Here is a 17,157-nt window from a genome sequence, read left to right on the forward strand (position 1 = left end):
AAGGTTGGAGGGGCGCGGCCCCTCCATGGCACCCCACCAAAGGCCAGCGGCCTTTGGGACGGCATCGTTTGGTACCGCGCTCGACGGCCGGGACCGGCGTCGAGACCCGCTTCTGTGCGCGTTGCACGCTGCGGCGATCCATTCCGGCCCTCATGCCCAACGCCAAAAGGAGGTTTCCAAAGGCCCTTAGGCCTTTGGTGGGGTGGTCAGGAGGCGCAAATCCCCTCCTGCTTAATCACGGATACAGCGTCTCGATCCGCCACCCATCGCCTACACGATGAAAGACGCGCCGCTCATGCAGCCGGAACGGCATGTCCCGCCACAATTCGATCCGCCGTGGCAGCACGCGGAACCCCGACCAGAAGCCCGGCCGCGGGATCTCCCCGATCGCGTATTTCAGCCCGTATTCCGCCACCGCCTTCTCCAGCGCGAAGCGCGATTCGAGTGGCCGCGATTGCTTCGACGCCCAGGCCCCCAGCCGCGAGGTCCGCGCGCGCGAGGCATAATAGGCGTCCGCCTCGGCATCGCTCACCGCCTCGACCGCGCCCTCGACGCGCACCGACCGGGCCAGCGACTTCCAGTGGAAACACAGCGCCGCATTGGGGTTGGCGGCGAGTTCCCCACCCTTGCGGCTTTCGAGGTTGGTGTAAAACACGAAGCCCCGCGCATCGACGCCCTTGAGCAGCACCATGCGTGCCGAGGGCACGCCATCCGGCGTGGCGGTGGCCAGGCACACCGCGTTGGGGTCGCTCGGCTCCGACACGGCGGCCTCGGCCATCCAGGCTTCGAACAGGGCGATCGGGTCGTCGGTGGTGGCGCTGCCGCTCATCGGGGGTACTCCTTCACCTGCCTGTATCGGCCCGCGCGCCAGGGCCGCAAGGGGGTGGAAGCACTTGCTCCTGCCCCGAGGCCATGGCACCACCGATCCCTGCCAGCAACCAGACGGGCCCCAATTGTGATGAATGACGCCACGCCAGAGCCCCGGATCGCCACCGGCACCCTGATGCAGGGCAAGCGGGGCGTGATCATGGGTGTGGCGAATGACCGCTCCATTGCCTGGGGCATCGCGCGAGCCATCGCGGCGCAGGGGGGCGAGATTGCCTTCACCTACCAGGGCGAGGCGCTCGAGAAGCGCGTCCGGCCGCTGGCGGCCAGCATCGGCTCCACCCTCATGCTGCCCTGCGACGTGTCGGATGACGCGTCCATGGACGCGGCCTTCGAGACGATCGCCAAGGAATGGGGCAAGATCGACTTCCTGGTCCATGCCATCGGCTATGCCGACAAGCAGTTCCTGCGCGGACGGTATCTCGACACGCCGCGCGCGGCCTTCCTGCAGGCGATGGATATCTCCTGCTTCTCCTTCGTCGCGGTGGGCCAGCGGGCGGCGGCGCTGATGTCCGAGGGCGCCTCGATGCTGACGCTGTCCTATCTCGGGGCCGAACGTGTCACGCCGCATTATAACGTGATGGGTGTGGCCAAGGCGGCGCTGGAGGCTTCCGTCCGCTACATGGCGACCGACCTCGGCGAGCGCGGCATCCGGGTGAACGCGATCTCCGCCGGGCCGATCAAGACGCTGGCGGCGAGCGGCATCGGTGACTTCCGCTATATCCTGCGCTGGAACCAGTACAATTCCCCGCTGCGGCGCAACGTGACGATCGAGGAAGTCGGCGGCTCGGGCATGTACCTGCTCTCCGACCTCGCGGCCGGCGTGACGGGCGAGGTCCACCACGTCGATTCCGGCTACCACATCGTGGGCATGAAAAACCCCGACGCGCCGGATATCACGGTCGAGAAGGGGTGAGGCGGAGGTGGCGCCGCGTTGTTTGGCGCCACGCTGCTGGTGCCGGGCGCCGCTCGCGCCCAACTGACGTATGAAGGCCGCTGCTGGGTCGCCATCCGCACCACCGGCCCCGAGGCCGTGCGCGTCAGCGAGGAAGAGGCCGAACAGCGCCTGCGCATCCGCTGCCGGTGCGGCGATGCCATCGTGTACCGCACCGATGCCGGCCAACCGGTCAGCGCCCTGGCCGCGCGCTATTGCGACATGGCCCGCCCCATCATGGTTGAGCGCGTGATCGAGATGCGCCCCCCCGAACCCGGCCAGCCGCCGGGCGAGGTCACCACGGTCTTCGCCACCTGCACCTATCGCGGCGCGCCGCGGATGGACCGGTGATGCCGCCGCGTGCGGCGCACCACCCCGGCTAAGTCGCTGCTGGCCTGGCCAGGCCAGCAACTGTGGCGGCGATGCGCCGCTCGTAATCATCGGCGAGGGCGCGCAGCGCCGACGCGCCGTCGCCCTCGAAGGCAGGGCCGTGCATCAGCGCCAGCCTGTCTGGCGCGAGCCCGGCCAGCCGGCGGATGGTGGCGCCCATGCCCGGATGCAGGCTGGAGAAATGGAACAGGTCCTCGGCCGCGATGGCCGGGCCGACGATATCACCGGTGGTCAGCGCCGCGCCGCCCCCGAGCTGGGTGAAAAGGTCACCGCAAAGCAAGGTCCCGGTGCCTTCCTCCATCAGCACGCCGGCATCCCAGCCATGCGGGATATGCGGCGTATCGACGTATCGCACAGACAGACCGCGCCCGAGGTCGATCCGCGCGCCGTCCTCGAGGACACGCGGCGGGCGGTCGGCCATGTCGTTCAGCGACACCATGCATCCGGTCTGGCCGTGCGCCACCTGGGCCTGCGCCGCCACCGCCAGCCATTCGTTCATCGCGCCGCACTCGTCGGCTTCGTAATGGCCGAAGGCAATCCAGCGCAGCGTGTCCGGCGGGATCAGCCGCGCCACGGCGTCACGGACGATGGGGAACATCCGTCGCAGGCCGGTGTGGAACAGCAGCGGCTCCTCACCGCGCAGCAGGAAGTGATTGAATGTGAAACCGGTCGGCGGCGCGATGTCCGGCACATGGACTGACAGGCGATAGATGCCCTCCGCGATCTCGTCGATGTTGGCTTCCATGATGTCCTCCCTGGGTTCTGGCGAGGCATGCCGGCAGGCACTATTGATTTGACTGCACGATAATGTTCCCTAAAAATGTTCCGCGATCAACATTGAATGCACTGTTCTGTGTAACGAAAATCACATGCCCCGAACCTACACCCTGAAGCGCCGCGCGGAACGCCAGGCTGAAACCCGCCTGCGTATCGTCGAGGCCGCCGTCGCCCTGCATGGCAGCCTCGGCCCGGCACGAACGCCGCTCAGCCTGGTCGCCGAGCGCGCGGGCGTTCAACGCCACACGCTCTATGCCCATTTCCCCGATGAACGGAGCCTTCTGCTGGCCTGCTCGGGCCTCGCCACGGAACGCGATCCGCCCCCGGAACCTGTCGCCTGGCCCGAAGGTCCGGATCGCCTTCGGGCCGGCCTTGGCGCGATCTATGGCTGGTACCGGCGCAACGAGCAGCTCGCCGCCTGCGTGCTGCGCGACGCCGAGGTCCACGCTCCGACCCGGGAGGTCACCGAGCTCAGGCTCGGCCCGACGATGCGGCGTTGGGAGGAGACGCTCGGGGCGCCGTTCGGCCCCCTGCCGCGCGCGGTGCTTCGTGTGATGCTGGGCTTTGCCGCCTGGCGCAGCCTGTCCCGCGACAGCGCGCTCGGACCCGGGCAGGTGGTCGAGGCAGCGATCCGGGCGATCCAGGCTTCGGCCGGGTCCGACACGCAGGGCAGGTGTGGCCCCCTCCCGCCACCGCGCGAACTGCTCTAATGCCGCAGGCCATGTCCCTTCCGCATCGCAACCAACATTGCCGCCGCCTTGACGTCCCGACGGGGAAGGCGCTGCCGGCGCTCGCCGCCGCCGCCGCCGCCGCCGCCGCCGCCGCCGCCGCCGGGCCGTCCCGGCCCTTGGCCATCACGCACTAGGCCCCCCATGTCCCACAACACCATCGGCCACCTCTTCCGCGTCACCACCTGGGGTGAATCCCACGGCCCGGCCATTGGCTGCGTGGTCGATGGCGTCCCGCCGCGCCTGGCCCTGACCGAGGCCGACATCCAGCCCTTCCTCGACCGCCGCCGCCCCGGCCAGTCGAAATTCGTGACGCAGCGCCAGGAAGCCGACCAGGTCCGCATCCTCTCGGGCGTCTTCGACGGCCTGACCACCGGCACCCCGATCGCCCTGCACATCGAGAATACCGACCAGCGGTCGAAGGATTACTCGGAGATCGCCGAACGCTACCGCCCCGGCCATGCCGACATTACCTACGACCTGAAATACGGCATCCGCGACTATCGCGGCGGCGGGCGGTCGAGCGCGCGGGAGACGGCGATGCGCGTCGCCGCCGGCGCCGTGGCGCGCCGCGTCCTCGGTCCGGACGTCCGCATCCGCGCCGCGCTGGTGCAGGTCGGCGAGGACCAGGTGGATCGCGCCGCCTGGGACTGGTCGGCCGTCGATGAGAACGCCTTCTTCTGTCCCGACCGCGCCGCCGCCGCGCGCTGGGAACAGCGCCTGCTGGAACTCCGCAAATCCGGCAATTCCGTCGGCGCCGTCATCGAAGTCGTCGCCGAAGGGCTGCCGCCGGGCCTCGGCGCGCCGATCTACGGCAAGCTCGACGCCGAGATCGCCGCCGCGCTGATGTCCATCAACGCCGTGAAGGGCGTCGAGATCGGCGATGGTTTCGCCGCCGCCGCCCTGACCGGCGAGGGCAATGCCGACGAGATGCGCATGAACCCCGACGGCACGGTGGCCTTCCAGTCCAACCATGCCGGCGGCATCCTCGGCGGCATCAGCACCGGCCAGCCAGTGGTCGCCCGTTTCGCGGTGAAGCCGACCAGTTCCATCCTGACGCCGCGCGCCTCGGTGGATCGCCAGGGGCGGGAGGTCGAGGTGCAGACCAAGGGCCGCCACGACCCCTGCGTCGGCATCCGCGCGGTGCCGGTGGGCGAGGCCATGCTGGCCATCGTGCTGGCCGACCAACTGCTGCGCCACCGGGCGCAGAACCCCGATGCGCCCTCCGTGGCGCGGCTGCCGCGGAACTGAGAGGGCGGGGCGAGGGCATGCAGGCGACCGGCAGCGACCTGCCCAACAGCGCTTTGGCCCGAGGCATGGATGTCTGATCGCGCCGAACGCATCGAGCTTCCGGGCTATACGATTGACCTCTTTGTCCCTCAGGGCAGTTCCCGTCTCGTCCTGCTTTTTCCACCGATGGGCATCCGCCCGGGCCACCCCGATTCTGCCTGGGGTGCGCGCTTCGTCCGGAGCCTGGGCATGGGTGCGCTGTGTGTCACCCCGCGACGGAATGACTGGTATCGCGGCGCCGACCTGCTCGATTGGTTCGGTGCCGGCGGCTTTGCCGCAATCTCCCGCGAATTCGATGCGCACAGCTTCTATGGCGTCTCCATGGGTGGCTACGCTGCCTGCGCATTTTCCGCGATCGTACCTGGCAGCACTGTCCTGGCCTATGCGCCACAATCGACGCTATCGCCTGAGCTGGTGCCGTGGGATCGGCGCTATCCCGAAGGCTCGCGGCAAGATTGGAGCGGGCCGTGGGGTGATGCAGCAACGTCGATCGTGGACGCCGGGCAGGCCATCCTGGTCTTCGATCCCTTCGCGCGAAACGACCAACGACATGCGCTGCGGCTCGCGAGCCCGCGGACCCGAATGGTGCTTGCCCCCTTTCTTGGCCATCACGCCGCGGAAAGGCTGGCGCGCCTTGGCGCGGTGAAGACGATATTCCGGGCGGTCCACGCTCAGCCGCCGGCTTTGCATGAACTCGCGCCGCTGATGCGATGTCGGAAGGACGATCCGGGCTATCTCACTGCCGTCGCGCGGGCGCCCCGGACGCCCTGGCGGATTGGTCTTGCGGCAGTGACGAAGGCGTCGAGCTTCGCGCCGGACACCGTCGAGGTCGTCATGGCTGAAGCGGAGGTCCGCTTTCGGGCCGGCGACTTCGACAGGGCGGCACGCCTTGCCCGGTCGATCACCGATCGGAAGGATGAGAAGCAGCGAAACCGCCATGATGCAGAGATCATGATGGCACGTTGCACGGACGCCATGGGCGATACCAAGGCCGCGATAGCGACGTTGCGCGCGCTGCTGGCCAGGCAGGAGGATTATCGCGCGCGGATGGCGTTGCGTCGGTTGATTGCTTCGGCGCGGGGAAGGGTCTTGCCAGCGCAGGTCTCCGACAGTCAGCGCGGCGCTCTGGCGAATGCGGCGCCCTCGGTGAGTGAGACCCTTGAGCCTGTTGGCAAGGAGGCATCGGGACTGGCGTCGGATTCCGGTTTATGATAGGTATATAAGCATAGAACGAGACGCCAGCGAACGAGACGCCAGCTTCTCAAGCCTGTTCGTACCTAAAATCGTAAAGTAACAGACCCGCCCGGTTCAGCGCCGTTTTGGCGACCGGCCGGCGGGGCGGGTCAGGCGGAGACGTTGGTGGCGGTCGATTGGCCGCTGTTCTGGCTGCTATAGGCTTCGACCAGCTTGCGGATCATCTGGTCGATCGCCTGGCCGAGGTCGCTGCCGTTGCGCTCGGTCGTATCGGTGCTGGACTCTTCCTGCGCCGAGAGCAGCGCCGGCATACCGTCGCTGCTGACCGCGCCATGGCCGCCTTGGCTCTCGCGCGCCGACAACTCGGCCTGGCTGACGGTGCCATCGCCATCCGTGTCGAGCGCGTTGAACACCGAATCCAAGGCGGAGCTTGCCACGGTGCCGGCAGCATTGGCCGACCCCTGGGCAGATCCTGCCGCCCCGCCTGGTGGGGGCCCACCAGGTGGCGGGCCGCCCTGTTTCGCCGCCGCCTTGAACTCATCGAGGGAGAGTCCGCCGCTTTGGTCGGAATCAGCCTGCGTGAACATGCGTTCGCGCATCTGTTGCATCATGCTGGCGGCATTGCTGCGGCCGATGGAGGAGATCGACATGGGATCCTCGCTGCGGTTCGCCAGGGGCGGGATGCCGATGACGGCCCGCATCGGGCGCGATGCCCGGCGAGGCGGTCGGCGGCTGCGCAGGAAGCATGCCAACGCCTGGGGCTACGGCTCCTTCGGCTTCGCCCGCTCGGCCTCGCGCAGGTAGTCCTCGGTTGTCCTGGTCGCCGGCCGTGCCGGCCCGGCATAGGGGTCGATGCGCCCGCTGGTCGCCTCGGCGACGCGGCAATCCTCGCAGAGTTCCAGGATCGCCATCCGCGCCGGGTCGGTGAACATCCAATGCGCGGCGAGCTTCGCCTTGACCCGCGCGATCGAGGCCTTGGTGCCGAACAGCTTGCCGCATTGCGCGCAGGCGGCCGGTTCCTCCTGCTTGACCACCTGCGGCGCGGCGGCGGCCTCGCTGAAGTTCAGCCGGGGTTCGAGGGTGATCACCTTCTCCGGGCAGGTCGCCGCACACAGCCCGCATTGCACGCAGGCATCCTCGAGGAAGCGCAGTTGCGGCGTCTCGGGATTGGCGCTGAAGGCCGAGGTCGGGCAGACCGAGGTGCAGGCCAGGCACAGCGTGCAGCCCGCCGTCGCGACCCGCGCCAGGCCGAACGGCGCGAGCGCCGGCATCGCCACAGTCTCGACCGGCGCGGCGGCGGCGGCGCGCAGGCCGCGGAGGGCCTGCAACGCCATCTCGCGCGGCGTGCCGGCCGCCTGGTGGCTGGAAGGCGCGAAGCCGAAGGCCGCGTGGGGCAGGGCGGCCAGCGCGTCGCCAAGGCTGAAGGGGTCGTCGGTCTCGATCGCTCGCGCGCGGAGCGTGGCGTGGCCAAGCCCCATCCCGTCCAGCGCAGCATTGGCGTAGTCGAGGTTCCGCCGCAGCCCCTCGGCGCCATGCCCGGGCCGGCCCGGCAGCAGTACGCGCAGGGCACTCGCCCCCCAGGCGAAGGCGCCGGCGATCAGCGAGAGGTCGAGCGCGGTCGGCTCGTTCACCGCGATCGGCAGCACGCGTGCCGGCAACCCGTCGCCATGCCGGGCCAGCGCGTCGAGCAAGGGGTCGCCCTGCGCCGCGTCATGGAACAGCACGACCGGCGCCTCGCCGCCCGCCTCGCGATAGGCGAGCAGCAGACGCCGCAGCCGTCGCGCCAGGGCAGCGGGCGGCGGCAGGGTGTAGGTCGCCGCCCCGGTCGGGCAGACCGCGGCGCAGGCGCCGCAGCCGGCGCAGATCTCGGCGCTGATGACGACCTGATCCTTGAGCGGCCCGGTCCCCGAGGTGATCGCCTCGGTCGGACACAAATCAATGCAGCGCGTGCAGCCGTTCCGCTTGTTGCGCGCATGGGCGCACAGCGCGCCGTCGAAGGCGATGAAGCGCGGCTTGTCGAAGGTGCCGACCAGCTCTGCGGCCTTGGCGATGGCGCGTTCGACCGCGGCGGCATCCGCCGGGTCGGCGCGCAGATAGCCCTGGCGCACCTCATGCGCCGGGAACAGCGGCGGGTTGCCGGTCAGGTCGAGCACGATGTCCGCGCGGCTGGTCGCGCCATTCTTGCCCGGCGCCCATTCATACCGGGCGCGTGAGGAGGGGCGCGGCAGCGCGGCGCCATCGACCGTGACCTCGAAGGCACCGAGCCAGCCTGTGGCGGCGCGCGCCCGCCCCTTCATCACCGGGAAGGGCGCGGTGGCGGCCGGGGTGACGTCCTCCGCCCCGGTCAGCAGCACGGTCAGGTCGAGTCGGTCCTGCAGCCGCGCCGCGGCGTCCAGCGCCACGCCGTCGCGGCCAAGCAGCAGCGTCACGCCCCGGCTTTCCAGCGTCACCAGCGGCGTCGCAGGCATCGGTTCGGCGGCAGCGGCGAGCAGCGCGGCCATCTTCGCCCCGGCGGCGCGGCCTTCGGCGGCCCAGCCGGCCTGTTCGCGGATGTTGACGAAGGTCGGTGCCGGCGCGCCGGCCTGCTCGGCCTCCTGGGCGAACAGCGGCGCCTGGGCGGTGCAGGCGACGGTCAGCGGCCTGCCGGTGCCGAGCGCCGCCATGAAGCGGTCGAGCTGCGCCATGCAAAGCTGCTCGGCAGTGCGCAATTCGGCCCCACAGCCGCGCGCGATGGCCTTCTCGTCGAGGCGCATGCTGTCTTCGCAACTGCACACCAGCGCGATCCGCTCGTCGGTCTTGCGCGTCAATTGACACTCCCTTGCGCGTGCCCCTGCTGGACCGGAGCAGCCCTGCGCATATATGCCCAGGGTAACCATGTTGCGAGGGAGCGCGGTGTCCGAGGCCTTGCCAGACCTGCCGAGCGTCTTCACCCCCATCCTCGCGCTGCGCGAGGGCGGCGACGCGATGACGCGCGCCGTGGCGATGGCGCCTGAGCATGGCGCCGGCGCGCTGGCCTGGGTGCGCTCCTGGGCGCGGGTCGAGGCGGCGGTGGTGCTCGAACCCGAGCAGACGCTGGCCGCCGCGCGCCCGGCATTGCTGGCGGCGGCGACGGCGGCGGTCGATGCGATCGGCGCCTATGGCCCGCCCGAGCAGGCGATGACCTTCGACTGGCCGGCGACCATCCGGCTGAATGGCGGTGTGGTCGGCCTCGCGCGCATTGCCGCCCCGCCCGGTTGTGCCGAGGATGCCGTGCCGGACTGGCTGGTGGTGGGCATCGAACTCGCTTTCGCCGCCGGCGCGAGGGTGGAGCAGGGGCTCGACCCGGACCGCACCACCCTCCTGGAGGAAGGCTATGACGACACCACCCCGGCCGAACTGACCGCAAGCTGGGCACGGCATCTCATGGCGACGCTGGCGGATTGGCAGGCGGGCGGCTTCCGGCTGGTGGCGGAACGCTACCTGGCGCGGCTTGACCCGACACTGGCGCAGGGTGCGGTGCGCGGCATCGACCCGACGACCGGCGATTTGCTGATCCAGCGCGACGGCGCCCGGGAACGCATCGCGCTGGCGCAGGCGGTGGCGGCATGACGCGACTGCCGCGCACCATCCGGCTCGACCCCTCTGACGCCGTGGTGTTCCCGCGCGCCGCCGAGCCTGGCGAATGGGCGGTGCCCGGCGGGTTCTGTTTCTGGCACGACGATGTCATGGCGATGGACGGCCATCGGCGCCAGGCCTTCCGCGCCGGCTTCCTGGGGCTTTCCTCCTTCGGCTGGTCCACCCTGGTCGAGGTGGTGGAGGCCAGCGCGGCGCAGCGCGAGGCGGCCGTCGCGGCGTTGGCGGCGCATCTGTGCGGCGCCTTTGGCGCGCCCGACGATGCCACGGCGCGGGCGGCGGCCGAGGAGGAGATCGCCTTCGCCGAGACGCTGTGCGAGCATCCGCCCGGCACGCTGCTTGCCCTCACGCGCAGCGTCGAGGGCGGCGACGTGCGCGAGCGGTTCCGCACCCTGCATGAACGTGCGCCGCATCAGCGCAGCCTGGAGACGATGCCGGTCTTCGCCGCCGTCTCCGTCGAGGGCGAGGAGGAGGAACCGATCCGTCCCGATCTCGCGCGCATGGCCCGCGCATCCGATGCTTCCGGGGCGCAGGCCCCGGGCACCGGAGAGATGAATCGGATGCGCCGTTCCGAAGCTGCCGATGGTCGGAGGGCGGAGGCGCCGCAGGCCCCGGGCACCGGAGAGTTGAATCGGATGCACGAGCCCAAAGGTGCCGAATGAACGGCCTGCTTTCTCCCGGCGATTTCTGGGTCGCCTCCGGCCATCATCTGTGTGACCTGGTCGAGCACGGCCGCCTGGCGGCGACGGCGGATCTGTGGCGCGCCTTCCTCGCCCGGCCGGAACTCATCCCGCCCGAGGAGGCCTGCGACGCCGAGCGCGCCCTGCATGCCGCGTTGATGGACGATCCCGTCCAGGCGGTCGCGGCCGCACGGGTGGCGGCCCTGGCCGATGCCGATGCGCGGGAGAATGTCGGCCAGTTCCTCGCCTTCCGCGACCGCGTCATCGCCGAACCCTCGCTCGAGGGCGCCTGGATCGCGCTGTATCGCGAGGGTGTGTCGGGCATCCCGCCGATCCTGTTGCAGATGCTCACCCACCTCGTCGCCCGCGCCGCGCTGGAAGGCGAGGGCGACCCCTATGCGCTGCGCGCCGGCGAGTTGCTCTACCGCCCGCAGCGCGTCGCCATCCACCAGGGCGCGATGCTGCTGGCGGATGAGGAGGTCGTCGAGATGCGGGGCCGCGACGGCGGTTTCGGCACGCTCGGGCAATTGCTGACCGAGGCTGGCGCGCCGCCGCGCGAGGTCGAACTGGACGTGTTGGGCGAGACCAACGCGCATCTCTATCGCGGACGGTCGGATGCGCATGATCTCGCCCTCGACATCGCCGAGGGGCGCGACGGGCAGCGCGGCATCGCCCGCGCACTGGAGCGCTTCATCCGCCACCTGTTCGGCGAGGTGGTGACGATCCGTGCCGTGCCGGTCATCGAGGATGCCAACTGGACCTGGCATGTCGGCCTCGATGCCGAGGCGAGCGCGATCGCCAACGACCTCTGGCTCGGCAAGAAGGTGCGGCAGGAGAGGCTGGCGCGCATCATCTGGCTCGGCGTGCTGGACTTCGCCGATACGTCGCGCGTGCTGCCGCGCGTTGCCGGGCGGCCGGTGTACCTGGCGCTGGCGATGGATGCGGCGAAGCGGTTGCGCATGAAGCCGCAGAACCTGGTCGCCGGCCTGCCGCTGCGAGCGCGGGAGGATGCGGCATGATGCTGGAAGTGCCAGGCACCATCCGCATCCCCGTCGGCGTGGTGGCGGAACGCCGTCCCGGCGTGACGGCCTGGGCGGATCATGCCTGGTTGGCGCGGGAGGTGCTGGAGGAGGCGCCGGACCTCCCGCCCTGGACCGTGCTGCGCGAGGAATCCGGCCGCACGCTGTTCTTCGCCGGCAGCGCCGATCTCGCGCTGCACCCGACCGATACCGATAACTACATCCACAACCTGCAGCAGGCTTCACCCTGCGTTTGGGTCGTGTTGCGGCCGGTCGATGACGCGCCGGGTTTCCGCCTGCAGACGGTCACGGTCGATGCGGGGGAGGCGCAGCTCTACGCCGAATCCGGCAGCGACCTGCTGGAAGCCTTGCCGCTCTCGCCTCGGTTGCGGCTGGTCGTCGAACGCTTCGTCGCCGAACACCACAAGCAACGTGAATTCCACAAGCGCAAGCGCGACCGTGCGGATACCGATTCACTCGGCCGCCGATCGCGGCTGGAGGAAGGATGAGCGAGGAAGGCTTCTTCTCCCGCTGGTCACGCCGCAAGCGCGCGGTTGAGGCCGGGCTGCCCGCCGAGGAACCGGCCGCGCCGGAAGCGGTGCCGGCCGTCCCCGCCGCGGTGCCGGTGGCCGAGGAACTGCCGCTCGACCTCGCGACCCTGCCGCCGATCGAGAGCCTGACGCTCGAGAGCGACATCACCGCCTTCCTGCGCAAGGGCGTGCCGGCGGTGCTGCAACGCGCGGCGCTGCGGCGCGCCTGGACGCTCGACCCCGCCATTCGCGACTTCGTCGGGCCGGCCGATTACGCCTGGGACTACAATGCCGTGGATGGCGTGCCGGGGGCGTCGCTGAACCTGACCGGCAATCTTCGGGAGATGCTTGCCCAGGCCTTTGGGCCGGCGCCGGAGGAGGCGGTCGCGACCCGGCCGATGGCCGAGGCTGCCGCGCCCGAGGCCGAGCAGCCGTGCGTATCGGCACCGGAGGAGGCGGCGGTTCCGCCAGCACCCGTCGTGGCGGCCGAGAGGCCCTTGGCGGAGGACGTCATGGCGATGCCGGCCACGCGCCGGCATGGATCGGCCCTGCCAAGTTAAGAGAAATTCGCAACAACTCGCAATGATTTCAAAGTGTTGTTTTGCAACCCATTTTCAGAGTATTCTAGTCGGAAATCATGTGACCGGGGAGTTGAAGGTCAGCATGTCCGTCCAGGGCATCCGTGACGCCGATGAGCAGGCCATGACGACGGAGCGTGCGCGCCTTTTCGCGCTGCTCGGGCGCCTCCTGGTCGCTGCGCCAGACGCCCTGCTGATTGATGCCCTGGCGGGCCTGCAGGGCGGCCGCACCGCGCTTGGCGAGGCCTATGGCGGGCTCGCCGCCGCCGCCACGGTGGCCGACAGCGTCTCGACGGAGCGCGAATTCCACAACCTGTTCATCGGGCTCGGCGGTGGCGAATTGCTGCCCTACGCGTCCTACTACCTCACCGGATTCCTGCATGAGCGGCCGCTCGCGGAGTTGCGTGGCGAGTTGGCGCGGCTCGGGCTGGAACGCGCCGCGGGGACTTCCGACCCGGAAGACCACATTGCCTCGGTGTGCGAGGTCTATGCCGGGCTGCTGGCGGGCAGTTTCGCCGGCGGCGCGCCGGCCGCCGAGGGCTTCTTCGACAAGCATATCCGGCCATGGGCCGGGCGATTCTTCACCGATCTCGAAAAGGCGGAGGTGGCGCGATTCTACCGCGCGGTCGGGCGGCTCGGCCGCACCGCCATCGAGATCGAGCAGGCGGCCATCGAGCTGCCCGCATGACATTCTGGGAGCAGGGTGAGATGAGCACGAAGGACAAGGACGTCGCCGAACGGCGCGGTTTCCTGAAGGCGCTGGGCCTGGGCGGCGCAGCCGTAGCGGCGACCGCCGGCATTGCCGAGGCGGCCGGCACCTACGACCCGCAGCGGGCCGATTCCGTCCCGACCGGCATCGCGCGCAAGGAGGACCAAGCCGAACGCGTGAAGGCGCGCTACCAGGCCAACAGCGCGGATGTGCAGGCCTTCTATCGCACCAACCGCTACGGCGGCTGAATCAGGCCAGGGAGCGAAGCGTCATGCTGATCAAGCGTTCCGAAGCGCGCGCCGGGCGGCAGCGCCTCGCGGCGGCCTATGCCGGGCTGTCCTCTGGTGGGCTCGATCGCCGCGCCTTCCTCAAGCAGGCGGGCGTGACCGGCGTCGGGCTTTCCGCGCTCGGCGCGATACCGCTGACCACGATGCGCCCGGCCGCCGCCGGGCCGGTCAACCATGCCGAGCCGGTGACGCGGGTGAAGAACATCTGCACCCATTGCTCGGTGGGCTGCACGGTGACGGCCGAAGTGCAGAACGGCGTCTGGGTCGGCCAGGAACCGAGTTGGGACAGCCCGATCAACCGCGGCACGCATTGCGCCAAGGGCGCTTCGGTGCGCGAGATCGTGCACGGCCAGCGGCGCACGAAATATCCGATGAAGCTGGTGGGCGGGCAGTGGCAGCGGATGTCGTGGGACGCCGCGCTCACCGAGATCGCCGACAAGCTGATGGCGGTGCGCCAGGCCTCGGGCCCCGATAGCGTGTTCTGGCTGGGCAGCGCGAAATTCTCGAACGAGGGGTCCTACCTCTATCGCAAGATGGCTGCCTTCTGGGGCACCAACAGCGTCGATCACCAGGCGCGCATCTGTCATTCCACCACCGTCGCCGGCGTCGCCAATACCTGGGGCTACGGCGCGATGACGAACAGCTACAACGACATCCGCAACGCCAAGACCATGATCATCATGGGCGGCAACCCGGCGGAGGCGCATCCGGTCAGCCTGCAGCATGTGCTGTCGGGCAAGGAACAGAACCGCGCCAACCTGATCGTCATCGACCCGCGCTTCACGCGCACGGCGGCGCATGCGACCGAATATGTGCGCATCCGCCCGGGCACCGACATCCCGATCATCTGGGGCCTGCTGTGGCACATCTTCCAGAACAACTGGGAGGACAAGGACTTCATCCGCCAGCGCGTCTACGGCATGGACGAGGTCCGCGCCGAGGTGGCGAAGTGGACGCCGGCCGAGGTCGAGCGCGTCGCCGGCGTGCCCGAGGCGCAGATGCGCAAGGTCGCCGAGTTGTTCGCTACGCAGAAGCCCTCGACACTGATCTGGTGCATGGGGGCGACGCAGAAGACCGTCGGCACCGCCAATGTGCGCGCCTATTCGATCCTGCTGTTGGCGACTGGCAATGTCGGCAGCGCCGGGGCCGGGGCGAACATCTTCCGCGGCCACTGCAACGTGCAGGGGGCGACGGATTTCGGCCTCGATGTGACGTCGCTGCCGGCCTATTACGGCCTCGATGCCAATGCGTGGCGGCACTGGTCGCGCGTGTGGGGCGTGTCCTACGAAAGCATGGTCGCGCGCTTCGACAGCCAGACTATGATGGAGACGCCCGGCATCCCCACCACGCGGTATTTCGACGCGGTGACGATGCCGGTGAATGCGCAGACCGGCCTCGCCCAGCGCGACAACCTGAAGGCGATGGTGGTGTTCGGCCATGGCGGCAACACCGTCACCCGCATGCCGGAAGCGGTGAAGGGGTTGGAGAAGCTCGATCTGCTGGTGGTTGCGGATCCGCATCCGACCAGCTTCGCGGTGATGTCGGAACGCAAGGACAACACGTACCTGCTTCCCATCTGTTCGCAGTTCGAGACCGAGGGCACCCGAACTTCATCAAACCGGTCGATCCAGTGGGGCTTCAAGGTCGTCAACCCGATCTTCGAGAGCAAGGATGACTACGAGGCGATGTATCGCCTGTGCGGGGCGATCGACGCGGCGGCGGCGAAGCGGAACATGACCTTCCGCATGCAGGCCGAAATCTTCGCGCCCCTTGAGGTCATCGACAACCGGCCGACGCCCGAGAGCATCCTGCGCGAGATCAACCGCGGCGCCATCTCGACCGGCTATACTGGCCAATCGCCGGAACGGATGAAGCTGCACATGCAGCACCAGGACAAGTTCGACCTGGTGACGCTGCGCGCCAGGGACGACGCGCCGGAGAGCATCCGCGGTGACTTCTACGGTCTGCCCTGGCCCTGTTGGGGCAAGCCGGAATGGCGGCATCCGGGGACCCACATCCTGTACAATACGAACCTGCATGTGAAGCAGGGTGGCGGCACCTTCCGCGCGCGCTTCGGCGTCGAGCGCAACGGCGTGTCGCTGCTGGCCGACGGGTCCTATTCGCAGGGCTCGGAACTGACGGACGGCTATCCGGAATTCACCACGGCGGTGATGGCGCGGCTCGGTTGGGATGCCGAACTCACCGCGGCGGAGAAGGCCTCCATCCAGGCGCAGGGCGGGTCCGCCTCCTGGGCGACCGACCTGTCCATGGGCATCATCCGGGTGACGATGGACCATGGCGTGATGGCCTATGGCAACGCCAAGGCGCGCGCCAATGCGTGGAACCTGCCCGACCCGATCCCGGTGCATCGCGAACCGATCTACACGCCGCGCACCGACCTGATCGCACAGTATCCGACGCTGCCGGACCGGCGCGCCTTCCGCCTGCCGCATCTGGGGCAGTCGGTGCAGAACCGGGCGAAGGACCTAGCGCCGAACTTCCCGATCATCCTCACCTCCGGCCGCCTCGTCGAATACGAGGGCGGCGGCGAGGAGACGCGGTCGAACCCATGGCTCGCCGAACTGCAGCAGGACATGTTCGTCGAGATCAACCCGCGCGACGCCTCGGCCCGCAACATCCGGGACGGTTCCTGGGTGCTGGTGAACGGGCCGGAGATGCCGCAGGGCAAGGCGACGAGGATGAAGGCGCTGGTGACCGAACGCGTCGGCCCCGGTGTCGCCTTCATGCCCTTCCACTTCGCCGGCTGGTTCATGCAGGAGGACCAGCGCAGCAAGTATCCGCAGGGGGCGGACCCGATCGTGCTTGGTGAATCGGTGAATGCGATCACGACCTATGGCTATGACCCGGTGACCTTCATGCAGGAAGCCAAGGTCACCCTCTGTCAGATCCGCGCGGCGTAAGGGAGGAGCATCACCATGGCTCGCATGAAGTTCCTGCTCGACTCCGACCGCTGCATCGAATGCAACGCCTGCGTCACCGCCTGCAAGAACGAGAACGAGGTGCCCTGGGGCATTAACCGCCGCCGCGTCGTCACGCTGAATGACGGCAAGGCCGGGGAGCGCTCGGTCTCGATGGCCTGCATGCACTGCACGGATGCGCCCTGCGCGGCGGTCTGTCCGGTCTCGTGCTTCTACACCACCGCCGATGCGGTGGTGCTGCACGACAAGGATCTGTGCATCGGCTGCGGCTATTGCTTCTACGCCTGCCCCTTCGCGGCGCCGCAATATCCGCGCCTCGGCAATTTCGGCAGCCGCGGCAAGATGGACAAATGCACCTTCTGCGCCGGCGGCCCGCAGGAGGATCTCAGCGAGGCGGAATACATCCAGTACGGGGCGAACCGCCTCGCGGAAGGCAAGCTGCCGCTCTGCGCCGAGATGTGCTCGACCAAGGCGCTGCTCGCCGGGGATGGCGAGGTGATCGCGCAGATCTACCGTGAGCGCGTGCAGAAGCGCGGCTACGGCTCGGGTGCCTGGGGCTGGCTGACCGCCTACCGCGAATCCGTCGCGATCTGAGGAGTGTTGAG

At 69.2% G+C, this 17,157-nt stretch carries 18 protein-coding genes; 14 read left to right on the forward strand and 4 right to left on the reverse strand.

What is annotated here, in order from left to right:
* Positions 1–235 precede the first annotated feature (235 nt).
* Positions 236–829 carry a pyridoxamine 5'-phosphate oxidase gene (pdxH, locus tag IEY36_RS22480; RefSeq protein WP_188971084.1) on the reverse strand — a complete coding sequence of 198 codons (594 nt, stop codon included), beginning with the start codon at positions 827–829 and terminating at the stop codon, positions 236–238.
* A gap of 129 nt (positions 830–958) precedes the next feature.
* Here pdxH and fabI point away from each other — a divergent pair, with 129 nt between their 5' ends.
* Together fabI and IEY36_RS22490 are read left to right on the forward strand one after the other, a co-directional pair.
* Complete coding sequence (fabI, locus tag IEY36_RS22485) at positions 959–1,801, forward strand: enoyl-ACP reductase FabI (protein ID WP_188971086.1); 843 nt, start codon at positions 959–961, stop codon at positions 1,799–1,801.
* 18 nt (positions 1,802–1,819) lie between these two features.
* Positions 1,820–2,170 (forward strand): hypothetical protein, encoded by a 351-nt coding sequence (locus IEY36_RS22490; RefSeq protein WP_188971088.1) that lies wholly within the window; start codon positions 1,820–1,822, stop codon positions 2,168–2,170.
* Between the two features lie 28 nt (positions 2,171–2,198).
* Here IEY36_RS22490 and IEY36_RS22495 read toward each other — a convergent pair whose 3' ends face one another.
* Positions 2,199–2,954, reverse strand: a complete 756-nt coding sequence (locus tag IEY36_RS22495; RefSeq protein WP_188971090.1) for an oxygen-binding di-iron domain-containing protein — start codon at positions 2,952–2,954, stop codon at positions 2,199–2,201.
* A gap of 124 nt (positions 2,955–3,078) precedes the next feature.
* On the opposite strand from IEY36_RS22495, the gene IEY36_RS22500 reads away from it, so the two are divergent.
* From IEY36_RS22500 to IEY36_RS22515, 3 genes are all read left to right on the forward strand, one after another.
* Positions 3,079–3,696: a TetR/AcrR family transcriptional regulator gene (locus IEY36_RS22500; protein ID WP_188971092.1), complete on the forward strand. Its 618-nt coding sequence runs from the start codon at positions 3,079–3,081 to the stop codon at positions 3,694–3,696.
* Positions 3,697–3,858: 162 nt separating this feature from the next.
* Positions 3,859–4,965 (forward strand): chorismate synthase, encoded by a 1,107-nt coding sequence (gene aroC / locus IEY36_RS22510; protein ID WP_188971096.1) that lies wholly within the window; start codon positions 3,859–3,861, stop codon positions 4,963–4,965.
* A gap of 69 nt (positions 4,966–5,034) precedes the next feature.
* Positions 5,035–6,216 carry a tetratricopeptide repeat protein gene (locus IEY36_RS22515; protein WP_188971098.1) on the forward strand — a complete coding sequence of 394 codons (1,182 nt, stop codon included), beginning with the start codon at positions 5,035–5,037 and terminating at the stop codon, positions 6,214–6,216.
* A 131-nt stretch (positions 6,217–6,347) separates the two neighbouring features.
* On the opposite strand, the gene IEY36_RS22520 is transcribed toward IEY36_RS22515, so the two are convergent.
* Together IEY36_RS22520 and IEY36_RS22525 are read right to left on the reverse strand one after the other, a co-directional pair.
* Positions 6,348–6,899: an EF-hand domain-containing protein gene (locus IEY36_RS22520; protein ID WP_188971100.1), complete on the reverse strand. Its 552-nt coding sequence runs from the start codon at positions 6,897–6,899 to the stop codon at positions 6,348–6,350.
* Positions 6,900–6,959: 60 nt separating this feature from the next.
* Complete coding sequence (locus tag IEY36_RS22525) at positions 6,960–9,005, reverse strand: 4Fe-4S dicluster domain-containing protein (protein WP_229681501.1); 2,046 nt, start codon at positions 9,003–9,005, stop codon at positions 6,960–6,962.
* Positions 9,006–9,090: 85 nt separating this feature from the next.
* On the opposite strand from IEY36_RS22525, the gene IEY36_RS22530 reads away from it, so the two are divergent.
* The 9 genes from IEY36_RS22530 to fdh3B all read left to right on the forward strand — a co-directional run bounded on the left by IEY36_RS22530 (position 9,091) and on the right by fdh3B (position 17,146).
* Positions 9,091–9,786: a biotin/lipoate--protein ligase family protein gene (locus IEY36_RS22530; RefSeq protein WP_188971102.1), complete on the forward strand. Its 696-nt coding sequence runs from the start codon at positions 9,091–9,093 to the stop codon at positions 9,784–9,786.
* Positions 9,783–10,472: a DUF6505 family protein gene (locus IEY36_RS22535; protein WP_229681502.1), complete on the forward strand. Its 690-nt coding sequence runs from the start codon at positions 9,783–9,785 to the stop codon at positions 10,470–10,472. Before IEY36_RS22530 ends, IEY36_RS22535 begins: the two co-directional genes overlap by 4 nt.
* A complete protein-coding gene (locus IEY36_RS22540) occupies positions 10,469–11,509 on the forward strand; it encodes a DUF6352 family protein (protein WP_188971104.1) in 1,041 nt (346 codons plus the stop codon). The genes IEY36_RS22535 and IEY36_RS22540 overlap by 4 nt, the downstream gene beginning before the upstream one ends.
* On the forward strand, positions 11,506–12,018 hold the full coding sequence (locus IEY36_RS22545) for a DUF3305 domain-containing protein (protein WP_188971106.1): 513 nt from the start codon (positions 11,506–11,508) through the stop codon (positions 12,016–12,018). Before IEY36_RS22540 ends, IEY36_RS22545 begins: the two co-directional genes overlap by 4 nt.
* Complete coding sequence (locus IEY36_RS22550) at positions 12,015–12,599, forward strand: DUF3306 domain-containing protein (protein WP_188971108.1); 585 nt, start codon at positions 12,015–12,017, stop codon at positions 12,597–12,599. Before IEY36_RS22545 ends, IEY36_RS22550 begins: the two co-directional genes overlap by 4 nt.
* A gap of 142 nt (positions 12,600–12,741) precedes the next feature.
* Complete coding sequence (locus tag IEY36_RS22555; RefSeq protein ID WP_229681503.1) at positions 12,742–13,305, forward strand: TorD/DmsD family molecular chaperone; 564 nt, start codon at positions 12,742–12,744, stop codon at positions 13,303–13,305.
* 20 nt (positions 13,306–13,325) lie between these two features.
* Positions 13,326–13,574 carry a twin-arginine translocation signal domain-containing protein gene (locus IEY36_RS22560; RefSeq protein WP_188971110.1) on the forward strand — a complete coding sequence of 83 codons (249 nt, stop codon included), beginning with the start codon at positions 13,326–13,328 and terminating at the stop codon, positions 13,572–13,574.
* A gap of 23 nt (positions 13,575–13,597) precedes the next feature.
* Positions 13,598–16,534 carry a formate dehydrogenase subunit alpha gene (locus tag IEY36_RS22565; RefSeq protein WP_188971112.1) on the forward strand — a complete coding sequence of 979 codons (2,937 nt, stop codon included), beginning with the start codon at positions 13,598–13,600 and terminating at the stop codon, positions 16,532–16,534.
* A 15-nt stretch (positions 16,535–16,549) separates the two neighbouring features.
* Positions 16,550–17,146 (forward strand): formate dehydrogenase FDH3 subunit beta, encoded by a 597-nt coding sequence (fdh3B, locus tag IEY36_RS22570; RefSeq protein ID WP_188971114.1) that lies wholly within the window; start codon positions 16,550–16,552, stop codon positions 17,144–17,146.
* Positions 17,147–17,157 lie beyond the last annotated feature (11 nt).

It is taken from the genome of Neoroseomonas lacus, from assembly GCF_014644535.1.
Lineage (GTDB): Bacteria > Pseudomonadota > Alphaproteobacteria > Acetobacterales > Acetobacteraceae > Neoroseomonas > Neoroseomonas lacus.

What these genes read in the sequence shown, in the direction of transcription:
- pdxH (WP_188971084.1), bottom strand. Translation starts at nt 829, where the DNA reads ATGAGCGGCAGCGCCACCACCGACGACCCGATCGCCCTGTTCGAAGCC.
- fabI (WP_188971086.1), top strand. Translation starts at nt 959, where the DNA reads ATGAATGACGCCACGCCAGAGCCCCGGATCGCCACCGGCACCCTGATG.
- IEY36_RS22495 (WP_188971090.1), bottom strand. Translation starts at nt 2,954, where the DNA reads ATGGAAGCCAACATCGACGAGATCGCGGAGGGCATCTATCGCCTGTCA.
- IEY36_RS22500 (WP_188971092.1), top strand. Translation starts at nt 3,079, where the DNA reads ATGCCCCGAACCTACACCCTGAAGCGCCGCGCGGAACGCCAGGCTGAA.
- aroC (WP_188971096.1), top strand. Translation starts at nt 3,859, where the DNA reads ATGTCCCACAACACCATCGGCCACCTCTTCCGCGTCACCACCTGGGGT.
- IEY36_RS22515 (WP_188971098.1), top strand. Translation starts at nt 5,035, where the DNA reads ATGTCTGATCGCGCCGAACGCATCGAGCTTCCGGGCTATACGATTGAC.
- IEY36_RS22520 (WP_188971100.1), bottom strand. Translation starts at nt 6,899, where the DNA reads ATGCGGGCCGTCATCGGCATCCCGCCCCTGGCGAACCGCAGCGAGGAT.
- IEY36_RS22535 (WP_229681502.1), top strand. Translation starts at nt 9,783, where the DNA reads ATGACGCGACTGCCGCGCACCATCCGGCTCGACCCCTCTGACGCCGTG.
- IEY36_RS22540 (WP_188971104.1), top strand. Translation starts at nt 10,469, where the DNA reads ATGAACGGCCTGCTTTCTCCCGGCGATTTCTGGGTCGCCTCCGGCCAT.
- IEY36_RS22545 (WP_188971106.1), top strand. Translation starts at nt 11,506, where the DNA reads ATGATGCTGGAAGTGCCAGGCACCATCCGCATCCCCGTCGGCGTGGTG.
- IEY36_RS22550 (WP_188971108.1), top strand. Translation starts at nt 12,015, where the DNA reads ATGAGCGAGGAAGGCTTCTTCTCCCGCTGGTCACGCCGCAAGCGCGCG.
- IEY36_RS22555 (WP_229681503.1), top strand. Translation starts at nt 12,742, where the DNA reads ATGACGACGGAGCGTGCGCGCCTTTTCGCGCTGCTCGGGCGCCTCCTG.
- IEY36_RS22560 (WP_188971110.1), top strand. Translation starts at nt 13,326, where the DNA reads ATGAGCACGAAGGACAAGGACGTCGCCGAACGGCGCGGTTTCCTGAAG.
- IEY36_RS22565 (WP_188971112.1), top strand. Translation starts at nt 13,598, where the DNA reads ATGCTGATCAAGCGTTCCGAAGCGCGCGCCGGGCGGCAGCGCCTCGCG.
- fdh3B (WP_188971114.1), top strand. Translation starts at nt 16,550, where the DNA reads ATGGCTCGCATGAAGTTCCTGCTCGACTCCGACCGCTGCATCGAATGC.